This is a genomic window from Pandoraea sp. NE5 (genome assembly GCF_024363545.1).
GTDB classification, from domain to species: Bacteria; Pseudomonadota; Gammaproteobacteria; order Burkholderiales; family Burkholderiaceae; genus Pandoraea; species Pandoraea cepalis.
On sequence record NZ_AP025517.1, the window covers coordinates 3,501,462 to 3,516,995 of the forward strand.

At 60.3% G+C, this 15,534-nt stretch carries 15 protein-coding genes; 10 read left to right on the forward strand and 5 right to left on the reverse strand.

Annotation, left to right across the window (positions count from 1 at the left end; all coding sequences use genetic code 11):
* Nucleotides 1–951 precede the first annotated feature (951 nt).
* Genes PanNE5_RS16005 through PanNE5_RS16015 form a run of 3 tightly spaced genes read left to right on the forward strand, consistent with a single transcriptional unit; the run spans nt 952 to nt 4,068 of the window.
* On the forward strand, nt 952–2,082 hold the full coding sequence (locus PanNE5_RS16005) for a glycosyltransferase family 87 protein (protein WP_261938368.1): 1,131 nt from the start codon (nt 952–954) through the stop codon (nt 2,080–2,082).
* A complete protein-coding gene (locus tag PanNE5_RS16010) occupies nt 2,079–3,026 on the forward strand; it encodes a phosphatase PAP2 family protein (protein WP_261938369.1) in 948 nt (315 codons plus the stop codon). The genes PanNE5_RS16005 and PanNE5_RS16010 overlap by 4 nt, the downstream gene beginning before the upstream one ends.
* A complete protein-coding gene (locus PanNE5_RS16015) occupies nt 3,007–4,068 on the forward strand; it encodes a glycosyltransferase family 2 protein (protein WP_261938370.1) in 1,062 nt (353 codons plus the stop codon). Before PanNE5_RS16010 ends, PanNE5_RS16015 begins: the two co-directional genes overlap by 20 nt.
* 4 nt (nt 4,069–4,072) lie before the next feature.
* Here PanNE5_RS16015 and PanNE5_RS16020 read toward each other — a convergent pair whose 3' ends face one another.
* The 4 genes from PanNE5_RS16020 to PanNE5_RS16035 all read right to left on the reverse strand — a co-directional run bounded on the left by PanNE5_RS16020 (nt 4,073) and on the right by PanNE5_RS16035 (nt 6,697).
* Nucleotides 4,073–4,408, reverse strand: coding sequence for a GtrA family protein (locus tag PanNE5_RS16020; protein ID WP_315973435.1), 336 nt, complete (start codon nt 4,406–4,408; stop codon nt 4,073–4,075).
* Between the two features lie 42 nt (nt 4,409–4,450).
* Nucleotides 4,451–5,188 carry a class I SAM-dependent methyltransferase gene (locus PanNE5_RS16025; RefSeq protein WP_261938372.1) on the reverse strand — a complete coding sequence of 246 codons (738 nt, stop codon included), beginning with the start codon at nt 5,186–5,188 and terminating at the stop codon, nt 4,451–4,453.
* Nucleotides 5,189–5,366: 178 nt separating this feature from the next.
* On the reverse strand, nt 5,367–5,792 hold the full coding sequence (locus PanNE5_RS16030; protein WP_150610414.1) for a cupin domain-containing protein: 426 nt from the start codon (nt 5,790–5,792) through the stop codon (nt 5,367–5,369).
* A gap of 77 nt (nt 5,793–5,869) precedes the next feature.
* Nucleotides 5,870–6,697, reverse strand: coding sequence for an AraC family transcriptional regulator (locus PanNE5_RS16035; RefSeq protein ID WP_261938373.1), 828 nt, complete (start codon nt 6,695–6,697; stop codon nt 5,870–5,872).
* A gap of 213 nt (nt 6,698–6,910) precedes the next feature.
* Between PanNE5_RS16035 and PanNE5_RS16040 the strand changes: the two genes are divergently transcribed.
* Nucleotides 6,911–8,248 (forward strand): DEAD/DEAH box helicase, encoded by a 1,338-nt coding sequence (locus tag PanNE5_RS16040; RefSeq protein ID WP_261938374.1) that lies wholly within the window; start codon nt 6,911–6,913, stop codon nt 8,246–8,248.
* A gap of 265 nt (nt 8,249–8,513) precedes the next feature.
* Here the strand turns inward: PanNE5_RS16040 and PanNE5_RS16045 are convergent, their stop codons facing one another.
* Nucleotides 8,514–9,533 carry an AraC family transcriptional regulator gene (locus PanNE5_RS16045; RefSeq protein WP_261938375.1) on the reverse strand — a complete coding sequence of 340 codons (1,020 nt, stop codon included), beginning with the start codon at nt 9,531–9,533 and terminating at the stop codon, nt 8,514–8,516.
* A gap of 177 nt (nt 9,534–9,710) precedes the next feature.
* On the opposite strand from PanNE5_RS16045, the gene PanNE5_RS16050 reads away from it, so the two are divergent.
* The 6 genes from PanNE5_RS16050 to PanNE5_RS16075 all read left to right on the forward strand — a co-directional run bounded on the left by PanNE5_RS16050 (nt 9,711) and on the right by PanNE5_RS16075 (nt 15,532).
* A complete protein-coding gene (locus PanNE5_RS16050) occupies nt 9,711–10,691 on the forward strand; it encodes a quinone oxidoreductase family protein (RefSeq protein WP_261938376.1) in 981 nt (326 codons plus the stop codon).
* A gap of 25 nt (nt 10,692–10,716) precedes the next feature.
* Entirely contained in the window at nt 10,717–11,565 is an 849-nt protein-coding gene (locus PanNE5_RS16055; protein WP_261938377.1) for a TauD/TfdA dioxygenase family protein, read from the forward strand.
* A 31-nt stretch (nt 11,566–11,596) separates the two neighbouring features.
* Nucleotides 11,597–12,652 carry a 3-keto-5-aminohexanoate cleavage protein gene (locus tag PanNE5_RS16060; RefSeq protein ID WP_261938378.1) on the forward strand — a complete coding sequence of 352 codons (1,056 nt, stop codon included), beginning with the start codon at nt 11,597–11,599 and terminating at the stop codon, nt 12,650–12,652.
* Nucleotides 12,653–12,782: 130 nt separating this feature from the next.
* Nucleotides 12,783–14,105, forward strand: coding sequence for an MFS transporter (locus tag PanNE5_RS16065; protein ID WP_410007591.1), 1,323 nt, complete (start codon nt 12,783–12,785; stop codon nt 14,103–14,105).
* A gap of 40 nt (nt 14,106–14,145) precedes the next feature.
* The gene (locus PanNE5_RS16070) at nt 14,146–14,709 is read left to right on the forward strand and encodes an RBBP9/YdeN family alpha/beta hydrolase (RefSeq protein ID WP_261938380.1); all 564 of its coding nucleotides are present in this window, start codon (nt 14,146–14,148) and stop codon (nt 14,707–14,709) included.
* A gap of 151 nt (nt 14,710–14,860) precedes the next feature.
* Nucleotides 14,861–15,532 carry a DsbA family oxidoreductase gene (locus PanNE5_RS16075; RefSeq protein ID WP_261938381.1) on the forward strand — a complete coding sequence of 224 codons (672 nt, stop codon included), beginning with the start codon at nt 14,861–14,863 and terminating at the stop codon, nt 15,530–15,532.
* Nucleotides 15,533–15,534: the final 2 nt, after the last annotated feature.

Here is a 15,534-nt window from a genome sequence, read left to right on the forward strand (position 1 = left end):
GGCTACGATCCTCAACCGGTCCGCCCCGTGATTGAGCGGCACGCCAGGGACTGAGCAAGAGACAGGCCAGCCCCCCCCGGGAGGCTGATTCGGCGTGCCTCTCACGGGGGCGTTGCCTCAGCGCAGGGCTGCCAGCCCAGGAATGTTTCGCGAAAAATGTTTCAGAACTGAAACATGCAAGCGCAAACCCTGCCGTTTCCACGCCTTATTCGCTAAATCGATGAAACGTGGTTTTTAGCTTTTTTCTAGTGGAAACCCTTTGTTTTCTTCCGGAAGGTAAGGGGGACTACGGGTCGGGAAATCAGCTAAATACATTCACCAATATCTGTATTGAATAAGGGGTATCACTGACAAAAAATGATCCCATTGATCCCATGGATTTTCTTCCTGAAATAACCATGAAATCCAACAGACAAGCCAATCTTCACGGGATTTAACGTATGACGATGATCTGGATTAGACACTGGTATTCGTTATTTGTTAGACGTTGCTGAGAATCCTTAGCCAACCTAAAAGATGGGGTATAGAAAGCTGCAGGAAAATGAAGCAAATTTGAAACGCGCAGTCGTCAATTGACCTAAGCAGAAGATTATTTGGGAGAAACACTGACTTGATATTTGTTTGGGAAGCAGCAAACAATGGTTTTCATAAAGCGCACGACATCCCGAGCCGTCAGCAACGACACTCGCCACGCGCTGCACCGTGGCGATGCACAGTCAAATGAAAAACGAAGCGGCATCGGTTTCACGCAAACGTAGCGTTGAAGTGATCTTTCGGGGATTCAGCATGAAGGCCAGACGCCGGACGGACGTCCATCGTGCGCGCACGGTCATGCGGACCGGCATTGGGTCGTCCGCACGCGGCTGCGGCGCCGCGCCGCCGCATTGGCTCGATGTGCGGCGCTTGAGGCTATACCCTCTCACTGCCCTGATTTGCTACGTCATCCTGGTAATGGGATGGATCGTCCGTCGATCCGTCCTTCATCAACCCGATGTACCGCCGCTCGCCCTCGACTTCCTGCCGTTCTGGAGTGCTTCCTATCTGGGGCTTCACGGGCACGCGCTGGACGCCTATGACGTCATCAAGTTGACGCGGATCGAGACCGTCGTCGAACCGTACATGCGCGACCTGAACGGGATATTGCCGTGGTTGTATCCACCCACCATGCTGCTGTTGGTGCTGCCGCTTGCGTGGTTGCCGTACTGGATGGCGTATGGCGTGTTCGCGATTGCCGCGTTGCTGCTGTTCATTCGTGTCGTGCGTAAGATCGCGCCATGGCCACAGGCGATTTGGCCGATCCTTGGGTTCCCCGGCATTGCGTTGGTCCTCGTCGCCGGGCAAGCCGCCTGCTTCACCGCCGGACTCGCTGGGCTTTCGCTCTGGCTCTTGCGTCGGCACGCCGGGTGGGCTGGGGTTTGTGCGGGCTTGCTGTTCGTGAAGCCGCATCTCGCCATTCTTTTTCCGTTGGCCTTTCTTTGCTGCCACGCCTGGCGCGCGCTCGCGGCATGCCTTGCAACCGTCCTGGCAACCTGGCTGCTCAGCCTCGTGGCGTTCGGTCCGGACACCCTGCTGGCGTTCCTGCACGGTGTACAGGCGGCACAAGGGACGGTTGCCGAAGGGCAAGCGCATCTCTTCAGGATGCCGACCGTTTTCATCATGGTCCGCATGATGCATGCGCCGATATGGGTCGCGTATGCCTTGCATGCCGTGGCGGCGCTAGCGGCGGTCGCGGTCGTCGCGAATGCCTGGCGCAAGCCGTGCGCCTATCCCTTGCGCGCCGCCGCGCTCGTTACCGCCAGCCTGCTGATCAGTCCTTATCTCTATGACTACGACATGGTGTGGCTGGGGCTGGTGATCGCGTGGCTATGTGTTCACGGCGTGACGCGTGGCTGGCAGGTCGGCGAACGCGAGTGGCTGGTGGTGCTCTGGCTTGCGCCGTTGCTGGGCCTCGTCGTGGTGGATTTTGTCGGCTTCCAGTTCCTGCCGTTCGTCACGTTGACGACCCTCGTCGGCATCCACCTCAAGATCCGTTCCGGAGCACAGGCAGTCCTTACACCACCGATCGGCGGGGTGGCGTCATGAACTGGCTTCGGATCAATGTCTGCGTTGCCTTGGCCGCCGCCATCGGATTGGCCGTGCTGCGGATCGGTATCGTCCCGGGTAGCCTCGTCCTGCCGGCAATGGCCTGCGTGACGCTTGCCGGCGTGTGGCTTGTCTACACGCGTTATCGCCCGGACGAACGGATTCGCACCGCGTGTTCCCAGGTCATCCTCCTGATCGTCTTCAGTCATGTCGCGGCACTGCTCAGCTATGTCGTGGTCGCGACCGATGCGCCGCTTGTCGATGTCACCCTCGTGAAAATGGATGCCTGGCTGCATTTCGACTGGCCGGCCTGGCACGCGTTTGTGCGTGCCCATCGACCGCTGTCACTGGCGCTCGCGCTCGCCTACGCCAGCGGCATGCTGCAGATCGCTTTCGTGGTGGTGTTCCTCTCGTTGACCGGGCGGTTGGTCGAGGTGCGCGTGTTCTCGACGGCCATGGTGTTGTCTTGTCTGGTGACGATCGCCGTCTCGGGCATCGTGCCGGCGGCCGGCGCTTTCGTGCATTTCGGTGGAGACCCGGCGAAGCTCGCCGATCTGACTCATTTCGACGCGCTTCGACAGCATCGACTCGCGGTCGTCGATCTCGGGCAACTTCAGGGACTGATCTCGATACCGTCCTATCACGCGGTGCTGTCGGTCCTGCTCATCCACGCTGCCTGTGGATCCCGGCGGCTCGCTCGGGTGTTCCTGCCCTTGAACCTGCTGGTGATCGTGTCTGCCATCAGCGAGGGCGGTCACTATCTGGTCGATATTCTCGCCGGCATCGGCGTCGCTGTCCTTGCCATCCTCGTCGCGCGTCGTCTCCTTGGCGTCGTGCCGGAAACCACGATGGCGACGCGTCATGTCATCGCGCGCTCAAGCGGCGCCGTGCCGCCCATCGGCCCTTCGGAACAGGGAGCCCCTCATGTCCAAATCCACGGATAAAAAGCGGATTTCGCTCGTCGTGCCGTGCTTCAACGAGAGCGAAGCCATCGACCCGTTCTTCCGAGGCATATTGCCGATTCTGGAGGGCATGACATCGATCGCTTTCGAGATTGTTTTCGTCAACGACGGCAGCCACGACGACACGCTGGAGCGACTTCTAGCCTATCGTAGACGCGACGCTCGCATACGCGTCATCGACCTGACGAGAAACTTCGGCAAGGAAGCCGCGCTCACTGCAGGTATTAGCGAAGCGACCGGCGATGCGGTCATCCCGATCGACGTCGACCTGCAGGACCCGCCGGAGTTGATGGTGCGGATGGTGACGTTGTGGCAGGAGGGCGCCGACGTGGTCCTCGCCAAACGAGCGAACCGCGCTTGCGACCCTTACCTCAAACGGGTCACGGCGGGCATGTATTACCGTGTCCACAACTGGCTTTCCGACGTGAAGTTGCCGGAGAACGTTGGCGACTACCGTTTGATGGACCGCCGTGTGGTGAACGCGCTCAAACGTTTGCCCGAGCGACGCCGGTTCATGAAGGGATTGTTTGCGTGGGTCGGATATCGCACTGCCGTCATCGAGTACGAACGCCTGCCTCGCAGCGCGGGTCAATCGAAGTTCTCGGGATGGCGCTTGTGGAACTTCGCGCTCGAGGGCATCACGAGCTTCAGCACGTGGCCGCTGCGAAGCTGGACCTACGCGGGGCTTTCCATTGCACTCATCGCCTTTTTGTATGGATCGTTCATCATTGTGCGCACCTTCATCCTCGGTATCGATGTGCCGGGCTATGCGTCGTTACTGAGCGTGCTCCTGTTCATGGGGGGCATCCAACTGATCGGCATCGGTGTCGTGGGCGAATACGTGGGCCGTATTTACGACGAATCCAAAGGACGGCCGGTGTACCTGGTGCGGCACCGGTATCAGGGCAGTGGCAAGGTGAGTCAGCTTCCCACGCAGGCGCTGCCGCGCGCTCGCCAAGCCACGACACGCCTGCGTGAACATCGGTCGCACACGGTCGCCGCGAGGCATTGGGGCACGCACTGAGCGTTTAGCGATACGTCCAGTGGCGATGCATCAGGTACGTGACGGGTGGCACTGTCGCTACGACCGTGGCAATGCCGAGCCATGCTGCGCCCCCCATTGCGGCCACGGCTTGGGCAATCGCCGTGGTCATGCTCAGCCCGACCAGTGACACCAACGCAAAGCGGACGACGTTGGCGTGATCGATACGCGAGGAGAAGCTCCACAACGTGTTGAGCAAATAGGAGCAGATCGTAGCGGTGCAGAACGCGGCGGCGTTCGCGTACGTCGGTCCCACCGGCGTCGTCGCGAGCAACGTCGCCGCAGTCGCCACGTGCACGCCGGTCGATGCGACGCCCGACATCCCGAATCGAACGAAACGCCCCTGCATCACCGGGATCATGGGCTAGGGATTCGCGCGCAGCACGGCCAGCAGCGACACGCCGAACGGCAGGTCGACGTAAGGCAGGACCCAACGCTCCGCACTGAAAATCCGGTAGAGCGAGGTGTTGAGCCACGAGGCGGGGAGGTTGGTGCCGGACGCCATCTTGGCGTGAAGGAGCCGATCTTTCATGCGCGCGACGACCGCCAGGGGGAACAGGGCGGTGTTGAAGTAGGTCACGCGCTCGATGGCGAGCCCGGCGGATTCAACGGTCTTTCTCAACGTCTGCCGGCTGTAGCGCCGATGATGGTGCAGCATCACGTCATGCTGGCTCCACATCCATGCGTTCGCGGGCACGGAAACCAGGACGGCGCCGCCCGGCGCGAGGCGATCGCGGACGCATTGCAGCGAAGCGACATCGGGCCCGATGTGTTCCAGGCAGTCGAACAGGCAGACCAGATCGAAGCGGGCGCCCCCGAAGGGCATGTCGTCGGGGCAGTGCCCTTGCCGAATGTCGAAGCGTCCACCGGTCTTTCGACGGGCGATGGCACATGCCTCGGTGTCCATCTCGACAGCATGGACACGCCCGTGGGCGGCAAGCATGTCGAGGTTGCCGCCGGTGCCCGAACCGATTTCCAGAATCGCGGCATTCGCAGGCAAGGACAAGCGACGGATGACATCGCCGAGAATGCTTCTGCGGCCTTGAAACCACCAGTGATGGTCTTCGGTGCCGGCCATATCGAGATAGGCTTCAGGCGACATGGCGCTTTTCTCCCCCCGTAGTCACCACTGCGCCGCAGGTTCGATGGCAGTGTGCGTTCAGTATAGGCAGGCGGAGCGGTCTAAGCCAGACGGTATCGGGTAATCCTGAGTCGATGCCGGCAGGCTAGATGCACAGAAGTTCCAATTTCTTGATCTGACCAGTGCGCCGGAGACCGGCTTAAATCCATTGATCGTTCTCGACGGTACGCTCGCCCGTCGCGCCCTCGCCTGTGTTCACCACACCTCGTGGTTCGATCAGCAGCAGTTTCACTTCTGCATTTGCACTGGGCTTGTGCTCGACGCCTTTGGGCACTACTGCCATTTGACCGGCATGCAGCACGATCGAACCGTCGCCCGAAGGCCCGGTACGAAAATCGATACGCAACTCGCCTTCGAGCACAATAAACGTCTCGTCAGTATCGGCATGCCGGTGCCACAGGAACTCGCCTTCAACCTTCACGACCTTGAACTGATAGTCATTCATTTCAGCGACGACGCGCGGTTGCCAGTGACCGTCGATCTGCGCAATCTTGCCGATCAGATCGATGGTCTGGCACTGGCCGCGCTCGGCAGGCGCGGCGATGTGGTTCGAAGATTGGGACATCGTTCTCTCCATTCAGGGGGCAATGCGCCGAGGGTACGCATGTTCCTTGCAGCCGTATTGAACGATCGTGGGTGTTTTCAACCGTGCGGGACGCCACCCGCGATCTGGCGCCAGCGCCCCGGCGTCAGCCCGAACGTCCTCGCGAAATGTCGCGTCATGTGGCTCTGGTCTGCAAAACCCGCGGCGACAGCGGCGTGAGCAAGCGTGGTGCCGGCAAGCAGCATGCGGCGTACCATATCGAGGCGCCGCATCGTCAGATAACGATACGGGCTCGTACCGTAGAACGAACGAAAGTCGTGCGAAAGGCTCCAGCGATCACGGCCCGTCGCCACTTCCAGTTCATCCAGCGTGACGACGCGCGTGCAGTTCGTGTGTAGAAAGTCGCGCGCGCGCCGCGCCGCGAAAAAGTCGCCTTTCAAGCCTCGTGCGGGCATGCCGGCAACGGCGGCAAGCGCGTGCGCCAGCTCGGCGAGCGCATCGCTCTGTTCGAGCCGATCGAGCGTAGCTCCGACATGCTGCAGCAACGTGGTGGTCGCAGCAGCAAGGCGCGGATCGGTCGTCACGCCGCCTTCGAGGAACGGCAGCGCGCGTCCGCCGAGCACGTCCTGAAAGAACGCGGGCTCGACGTAAATCATCCGGTACTGGAACCCTTCGTCGGTGCCCGCCTGACCGTCATGAGCCTCGTCGGGATGTAACACCATCGTATTGCCTGGCAGGCCGTTTCGCCGGGCGCGCCGATAAGTGAAACTCTGGACGCCGGCGAGCGTGCGGCCGATCGCATAGGTATCGTGGCGGTGCATGGCATACGCTTTGCCGTGAAACCGTGCTTCGATGCGCTCGACGCCATCTGTCGGCTCGGCGCACTTCACCCAGTCGGGGCGTGAGCGCGATGCTGATCGGTTCATGATGTGTGGCCTTGGATGGCATGAGATGTCGCTAAGCGGCGGGGGCACTCGGGCGCGGTACGGTGCTCAGCCGCTGCTCGAATTGTCGCATGAGACAGCCCACGCGCGACGACACGCTACGGTCGCCGTCGATCTATTTGACCATTGATCTGCCTGCGAGGTGCAACCCGCGCGGTAACCGCTAGAATTACGGTTTTAGCCTGAAATACGTCCATGTCTTTTGCCTCGCTTGGCCTGATCGATCCGTTGCTGCGTAACGTGCAGGATCTCAATTACCAGACGCCTACACCGGTGCAGGCCAAGGCGATTCCTGCCGTGCTCAGTGGCAAGGACGTCATGGCGGAGGCACAGACCGGCACTGGCAAAACCGCCGCTTTTGCGCTGCCGCTGTTGCAACGACTGGTGCAACACGGCCCGGCGGTGTCGAGCAACCGTGTGCGTGTTCTTGTTCTGGTGCCCACGCGTGAACTGGCTGAACAATTGCTGCAAAGCTTTATCGCTTATGGCAAAGGCCTCGACTTACGATTTCTGGCTGCCTACGGTGGAGTGAGTCTCAACCCGCAGATGATGAAGTTGCGCAAAGGCGTGGATGTGCTCGTCGCTACGCCGGGTCGTTTGCTCGATCTCAATCGCCAGAATGCAGTGCAGTTTGATCAAGTGCAAACGCTCGTGCTGGATGAAGCCGACCGCATGCTGGATCTGGGCTTTGCGCGCGAACTCAATGCCGTCTTTGCTGCCTTGCCCGCTCAGCGCCAGACGCTGCTGTTCTCCGCCACATTTACCGAAGATATCCGCGCCATGGCGGCGAGCATTTTGCGCGGTCCGATCAATATCAGCGTCAGCCCGCCCAACGCCACGGCCAGCAAGATCAAGCAGTGGGTGGTGACGGTGGATAAAAAGAACAAGCCGGACCTCTTCATGCACCTTGTGGCGGAGAACCACTGGGATCACGCGCTGGTGTTTGTCAAAACCCGCAATGGGGTGGATTATCTGGCGGCCATGCTGGATGAAGCGGGCTATGCGGTCGACACCATCCACGGAGACAAACCCCAACCCGCGCGCTTGCGTGCGCTGGAGCGCTTCAAGACGGGCGACGTTCAAATGCTGGTAGCCACCGATGTGGCTGCGCGCGGGCTGGATATCGACGACCTGCCGCTGGTGATCAACGTTGATCTGCCGATCGTTGCGCAGGACTATGTACACCGGATTGGCCGTACCGGCCGCGCGGGCGCCAGCGGCGTGGCGGTGTCCCTCGTATGTGCCGATGAAGCGCCGCAACTGGCCGCGATTGAAGCGCTGATCCGGCAAACCCTGCGCCGTGAAGAAGCGCCGGGTTTTGAAGCCGAACACCGTGTGCCGCAAACCAGCGCGACGGGCCAGATCATCAAGAAACCTAAAAAGCCCAAGAAGCCCAAAGTGCCGTTGGCCGGGCCGGTTACGGTGCAGACGCTCAGCAAAAAGCCGCGCACAAAACCCGCCGGCAAACCCGCTACGGGGTCGCGCAAACCCACCGGTAAACTCGCGGGTGGTCGCGGCAACCGCCGGCCCTGATTTCTGCCTTTGCGGCGCAACCCCGGGAAAAATTGCGGGGCACAGGTCACGAACGCCAGTAACCACAACCGATAAGAATTACGAAAGCTGGCAGAGGGGGGCGCGCGCTTCCCCGGGCACTGAAACCACGCCATCGCCAAACGCTCATCACGGAACTTCTTATATGGGGAAGCGCTTATAAAGCGGAGGCGCTAAATGTCAGGGGGCGGGGCGCTTTCACGACGCTGCCCTGACGATAGCAATATCAGTTGGCGTCTTACCCGTTCTAATCAGGGTGCGACTCGGTGCTCGATGGAGAAGCGCGCCAACGGGTTGGCGAGCGGCCGTATTCGCTCTTGAACCAACGCGCAAATGCGCTCTGGCTTGTGTACCCAAGCAGCGTGGCGACATGCTCGATCGAGTACCGCTTGTTCATCAGGTACTGTGCGGCCAGATCACGTCGTAGCGTGCCCACAAGATCGGAGAATTGCTGCGCCTCGTCGTCAAGGCGACGTTGCAAGGTCCTCACGCTCATATGAAGATGGTCCGCCACCTGATTGATGGATGCACGGCCAACAGGGAGGAGCAGCACGATCGCTCGCTGTACCGCAAGGGTTACCGAGTCGCGGTCGACTTCAAGTCGCGACTGAATACTTCGCTCAAGTTGCTCGACCATGAATGGATCAGCGAGCGGGTTCAAGCCATCGAGATCGCGGCTAAAACACGTGAAACCGTTGAGCTCGCTGTCGAACGCCACTTCGCATCCGAACACCCGCTCATGGAACATCAGTTCCGATGGCGGCGAGTGCGTAAAGTGCATCGAAAGGGGGCGCCATTTTGCTCCGAGCAGCAGTCGGCACGCGTTAACCAAAACCCCCATGGCAAGCTCCGTCGCCTGACGTGAGTAGTGTCCTGTTACGGGCATGACCTCCTGACGAATAAACACGACATTGCCGTTGTCAGTGATGTCGGTGACCAACATCGCATTGAGCAATTGCCGGTATTCGATCAGCGTCTCGATCGCGTCGCGCAAGGTACGTCGATGCGGAAGCAGCATACCGACAACCCCCATTCCGGAGGCTTTTCGTTGGTCTGCCATGCGCAGCCCGAAATTGATCTTCCCCGTCTGCACAGCGGACTCTTCGATCAACCAAACCATCGCTTTGGCGGAGATCAACTGTTCCGGCGTCGCCAAGACGGCGGGATCTATTCCAGCCTTGCGCAGCAGTTCATGAGGACTGAAGTGAAGCGCCTGGGCAACTTCGAGATAGCCACTGAACGTGGCCGCGCGAATCTGCAAATCCATTAGAAAGCTCCGTCGCCCGACACACCGTCGCTGCGATGCAATCAACGCGCTGTGGCGTGAAATGTTTAATGAAAGGCATCAAAAGTATAACCATTTTCTGTCAATCCCATAAGCTGGCAAAAAATCGCTGCCGTAAGTTTCCCGCATGGTGGCCCAGGGATAGTCAAAGGAAATAGCATGGCTCAGATTGTTCGCTTTCACGAAACCGGTGGTCCGGAGGTCTTGCGCGTCGAGGCGCTTGAAATAGGGGAACCGGGGCCGGATGAGGTCCGGTTGCGTCACGTTGCGGTCGGCCTGAACTTTGCCGACATTTACTTCCGCACCGGGCTCTATCCGGCGCCGTTGCCATCAGGCCTGGGGACCGAGGCCGCAGGCATCGTCGAAGCCGTTGGCAAGAACGTGACGAATGTTGTCGTTGGCGATCGCGTGACCTACACGGGTGCGTATAACACCTTGGGCGCGTACAGCACTGAGCGTCTCATTTCAGCCGCGCCGCTGATCAAGCTGCCAGACGCGATTACATGCGAGACAGCGGCTGCGATGACGATGCGAGGTCTCACGTCGGCCTACCTGTTGCGACGCATCTACGACTTTAAGGAAGGGGACGTCATCCTGCTACACGCTGCCGCTGGTGGTGTCGGGTTGATCGTCTCTCAGTGGGCCAAGCTGCTCGGTCTTACGGTGATTGGCACCGTATCGAGCGAAGCCAAGGCCGAAATTGCCCGCGCTCATGGTTGCGATCATACGATCAACTACAGCCTTGAGGACGTCGCAAAGCGTGTTCGTGAACTGACCGGGGGCGTCGGTGTGAGCGTGGTGTTCGACAGCGTTGGCAAGGATACCTTTGACGCGTCGCTCGATTCCCTCAAACGCCGTGGGTTGATGGTCTGCGTAGGAACCGCGTCGGGTCCGATCGCCCCGTTTAACCCCCAGATACTGGCCATGAAAGGCTCACTCTTCCTCACGCGGCCGGCCTTGGCGGACTATATCTCCGATCCGACGGAGAAGGCCGCGCTTGCGCGGGAGCTGTTCGATCACGTCGGCGCTGGCCGTATCAAGATCGAGGTCAACCAGCAGTACGCGCTTCAAGACGCCGCGCACGCGCATCGCGACCTGGAATCGCGCAAGACCACTGGTTCGTCGATTTTCGTGATCTGAACCCACCACGAGGAATGAGTGAACCATGCAAATTGAGCAACTGACGTATTCGATTGGCGCCGAGTTGACCGGTGTCAAGCTGGCCGACGCTGTTCACGACGACGGCCTGTTCGACGAAATCCGCACCGCTCTCGTCAAACATCGGGTTTTGTTCCTGCGCGGCCAGGATTTTACGCGCGCCGAACACGTCGCCTTCGCGCGCCGGTTTGGCGATCTTGAAGATCACCCTGTGGCAGGCAGCGACCCTGAGCATTCCGGGCTCGTGCGGATCTACAAGTCGCCCGAGCAGCCCAACGACCGCTATGAAAATGCCTGGCATACCGATGCCACATGGCGAAATGCGCCTCCGTTCGGATGCGTGTTGCGCTGCGTCGAATGTCCCCCCTTCGGCGGCGACACGATGTGGGCGAACATGGTGCTGGCTTACGAAAAACTCCCCGACGACATCAAGCTCCAGATAGCTGATCTGCGCGCACGTCACAGTATCGAAGCCAGTTTCGGTGCCGCCATGCCGATTGAAAAACGACTCGAACTGAAAGCGCGCTTCCCGGATGCAGAACACCCCGTTGTGCGCATTCATCCGGATACCGGCGAAAAGATCTTGTTCGTCAACGCATTCACGACACACTTCACGAACTACCACACCGCGGCCCGAGTCCGCTTCGGGCAGGACGCCAATCCCGGCGCCGCACAGTTGCTCAGCTACCTGATCAGCCAAGCCTACATCCCTGAATTCCAGGTGCGCTGGCGCTGGCAGCCAAACAGCGTCGCCATCTGGGACAACCGGAGTACGCAGCACTATGCCGTTATGGACTACCCGCCGAGCCACCGAAAGATGGAACGCGCGGGCATCATCGGCGATATTCCTTTCTGACCTTCGAACAGGCAAGCACCAGGAGTAGAAGATGCAATTTTTTGACGATTCCCTGCACCCAGAAAACCAGGAAAAGGTGGTCATCACCGTCGCGCCATACGGCCCTGAGTGGATGCCTGCCGATTTTCCGGAAGACATTCCGGTGACGATGGACGAGCAGATCCAGAAGGCCGTCGATTGCTACGAGGCCGGCGCCACCGTGCTCCATTTGCATGTGCGCGAACTCGACGGTAAAGGCTCCAAGCGCCTGTCGAAGTTCAACGAACTGATCGCGGGCGTGCGCGCTGCCGTGCCCGACATGATCATTCAGGTCGGCGGATCGATTTCGTTTGCGCCCGAGGACGACGGACAGGCCGCGAAGTGGCTGTCCGACGATACTCGTCATATGCTGGCCGATCTCGATCCGAAGCCGGATCAGGTGACCGTGGCGATCAACACCACGCAGATGAACATCATGGAGCTCCTGTATCCGGAATACCTGGAAGGAACCTCGCTGGCCCACCCTGCGCTCATGGCAGCCTACAGCGAAATGACCGTGCCCGCAGGGCCGGCCTGGGTGGAGGAACATCTGCGCCGTCTTCAGGTCTCGGGCATCCAGCCTCACTTCCAACTGACCGGCATCCACGCATTCGAGACACTCGAACGCCTTGTGCGCAGGGGCGTCTACAAGGGGCCGCTGAACCTGACGTGGATCGGCATCGGCGGCGGCTTCGACGGGCCGAATCCGTTCAACTTCTTCAACTTCGTGCATCGGGCGCCGGACGGCTGCACGCTGACGGCCGAATCGCTGCTGAAAAACGTGCTGCCGTTCAACATGATGGCAATGGCCATGGGGCTTCATCCGCGGTGCGGCATTGAAGACACCATCATCGATCAGCACGGCAAACGCATGACCTCCGTGCAGCAGATCGCGCAATGTGTCCGCGTTGCACACGAGTTGGGGCGGGACGTGGCCAACGGCAAGGACGCGCGCAAGATCTACAAGATTGGCGAGCAATACCAGACGGCCGATGAAACGTTGGTCAAGCTTGGCATGTCGCCCAACCGTACGCCTGGTGTGAAAGGCGTGCCGATGCGTTTGAACTGAGCTTGGTAGTACCGGGTGCGGCCGAAGTTGCCGCTTGACTGAAAGACTCCCCCGGCGCGCACAGGAAGCAATCCGCTGCACTCGTATGCAGATGAGAAAGCCCGGCCGCTGGGACCTGGAGGAGACAATCTTGGACGTCCATTGCTTTGACACCGCCGTGAGCGGTGTTCCTGCGACTCCCACCGTCGGTCGTACCTATGCGTGGGTCGTATTCGCGCTGACATTTGGTCTGCTGCTGTCGGACTACATGTCGCGTCAGGTGTTGAACGCGGTTTTCCCGTTGCTGAAGAGTGCGTGGGGACTCTCGGATACCCGGCTCGGCTCGCTGAGCGGTATCGTGGCCTTGATCGTCGGATTATTGACCTTCCCGCTTTCGGTGATCGCCGATCGATTGGGGCGCGTCAGAAGCATTGTCGCGATGGCAATGGTCTGGAGTCTTGCGACGCTGGGTTGCGCCCTGGCGACGAACTTTGGTGAACTGTTTGTCGCACGCGCGTTCGTCGGGCTTGGCGAAGCCGCCTACGGCAGCGTGGGCGTTGCCCTGATCCTGAGTATCTTTCCTGCCCACCTGCGTTCCACCCTGACCGCAGCATTCATGGCGGGCGGCGCTTTCGGCTCCGTGCTCGGTATGTCGCTCGGCGGTGCTGTCGCCGTACATCTGGGCTGGCGATGGTCTTTCGGCACGATGGCGCTCCTGGGTATTCTGCTGACCACGGCATTCTGGCTGGTCGTCACCGAGAAGCGGATCGGAACCGATGCTCGTGGACTTCGCCAGCAACGATCGAATGGTCAAGGTATCGGTACCAGTCTTCGTGTGCTGATCAATGGGCTCTTTTCTACCGTCTCCGTGGTCTGTGCCTATGTCGGGAGCGGGCTGCAGTTGTTCATTCTCGGCTCGCTGTTCGTCTGGATGCCAAGTTACCTGAACCGCTACTACGACATGGCGCCCGATAAGGCCGGTGCTGCCGCGGCGGCATTCGTCATGATCGGCGCGGTCGGCATGGTCATGTGCGGCATGGTGACCGATCGTGTGAGCCGTCAGGAACCGTCCCGCAAGTGGGTGAGCGCAATCGCCTATTGCCTCATCTCGTTCGTCTTGCTGGGGATCGGCTTTCACGTGAAGCCCGGCGCATTGCAGCTCGTATTGATTGGCGTTGGCATGCTGGTCGTGGCCGGAACATCTGGGCCCGCCGGGGCGATGGTGGCCAATCTCACGCCGACAACCATTCACGCCTCGGCATTTGCCACGTTGACGCTTGCGAACAACCTGCTTGGCCTGGCACCTGGCCCCTTCCTCACAGGCGTGGTTGCCGACAAGGTAGGCCTGCACGGGGCGTTGCAATTGATTCCGTTCATGGCGCTGCTTGCCGCGGTGGCGTTTTCGGTCGGCAAGGCGAGCTACGCAAACGATCTACGTCGCCTCAATGAGTTGCGCAGCGCCGCGAAGCGTTAATGCTGACTGCCGCACTCTACAAAATCAACAGAGATTCCCAATGAATACCGTGGTGTCGTCTCCAACCGTCTTGATTGTCCCTGGCCTGCGGGATTACGTTGCTGACCACTGGCAAACGCATTTGGCGTGCAGACTGCCCAATGCCCGTGCGGTGCCGCCGTTGGAACATGACAAGTTGTCGTTGGCAGCGCGGGTTGCGGTGCTCGATGCAACGCTTGCGTCGATCGAGGGACCGGTCATCCTGGTTGCCCACAGTGCGGGCGTGATGATCGTGGCGCATTGGGCGATGCGCCACAACCGAGCCATCCTCGGCGCGCTGCTGGCAACCCCGCCCGACCTCGAAGCGCCAATGCCCGACGGCTACCCGCGCCTGGACGACCTTCGCGCACAGGGCTGGCTCCCAATGCCACGCCGGAAATTGCCCTTCCCGAGCATCGTCGCGGCAAGCACGAATGATCCGCTCGCACGGGTCGAGCGTGTTGCGGAGTTGGCTCAAGTATGGGGTAGCCGGTTTGTGGATCTCGGTGCGGTGGGGCACTTGAACCCGGCGGGCGGTTACGGCGTGTGGCCGCGTGCCACCGAGCTTATCGCCGAACTGTCCTGAATCTCGTGTCGTCGACGTAGCGTCCACACCCCGCGCATTCGGCAACGGGTCGGAGGGCTCGCGTGCGCATCCCGGCGGAAGTGACGTCGAACGCTGATGCGTGGACGTTTATTGAGTTTGCGGCATTCGTGTTGCCAAGGCGGAAATGGGTATGAAACAAGCGCTGAACATTGATGTTTTTTTTGATCTGATTTGCCCTTGGTGTTTGATCGGTAAACGGAATTTGGCCGTCGCGCGGGACAGCTTTGCAGTGCTCCATCCCGAAGTGCAAGTGTCTGTGAAATGGCACCCGCACCGCTTGCTACCCGACATGCCGCGCGAGGGCGTGCCTTTTGAGGCTTTCTACCTTGCGCGGCTGGGAAGTCCGGAAGCCGTTGCGATGCGTCGGGAGCAAGTACGGCGGGCAGGAACTGCCGCTGGCATCTCGTTTGCGTTTGATCGAATTCAAATGATGCCGAATACGCGCGCAGCCCATCGCCTGATCAACTTTGCGCAGCGCTTCGGCACAACCAAACAACACGAGAGGCTCATCGAGCGCCTGTTCGTCGGGTACTTCCTGCTTGGGGAAAACATCGGCGATACGGCGACGTTGGCACGTATCGCACTTGAATGCGGCTTCACCGGCGCGTCCAAAGCTTACCTCGATGTCTCGACTGAACGCGGGCGTATTGCCAGCCCTGAACGGACGTACGAAATGCCACCGGGCAGCGGTGTGCCGTACTTCGTGTTCGATCGGCGCCAGGCGTTGTCCGGCGCCCAGCAGCCGCAAACGCTCTTGACCGCCATGCAGGCCATGGTTTGCGCTGAACGGTTGGAGCGCTAAGC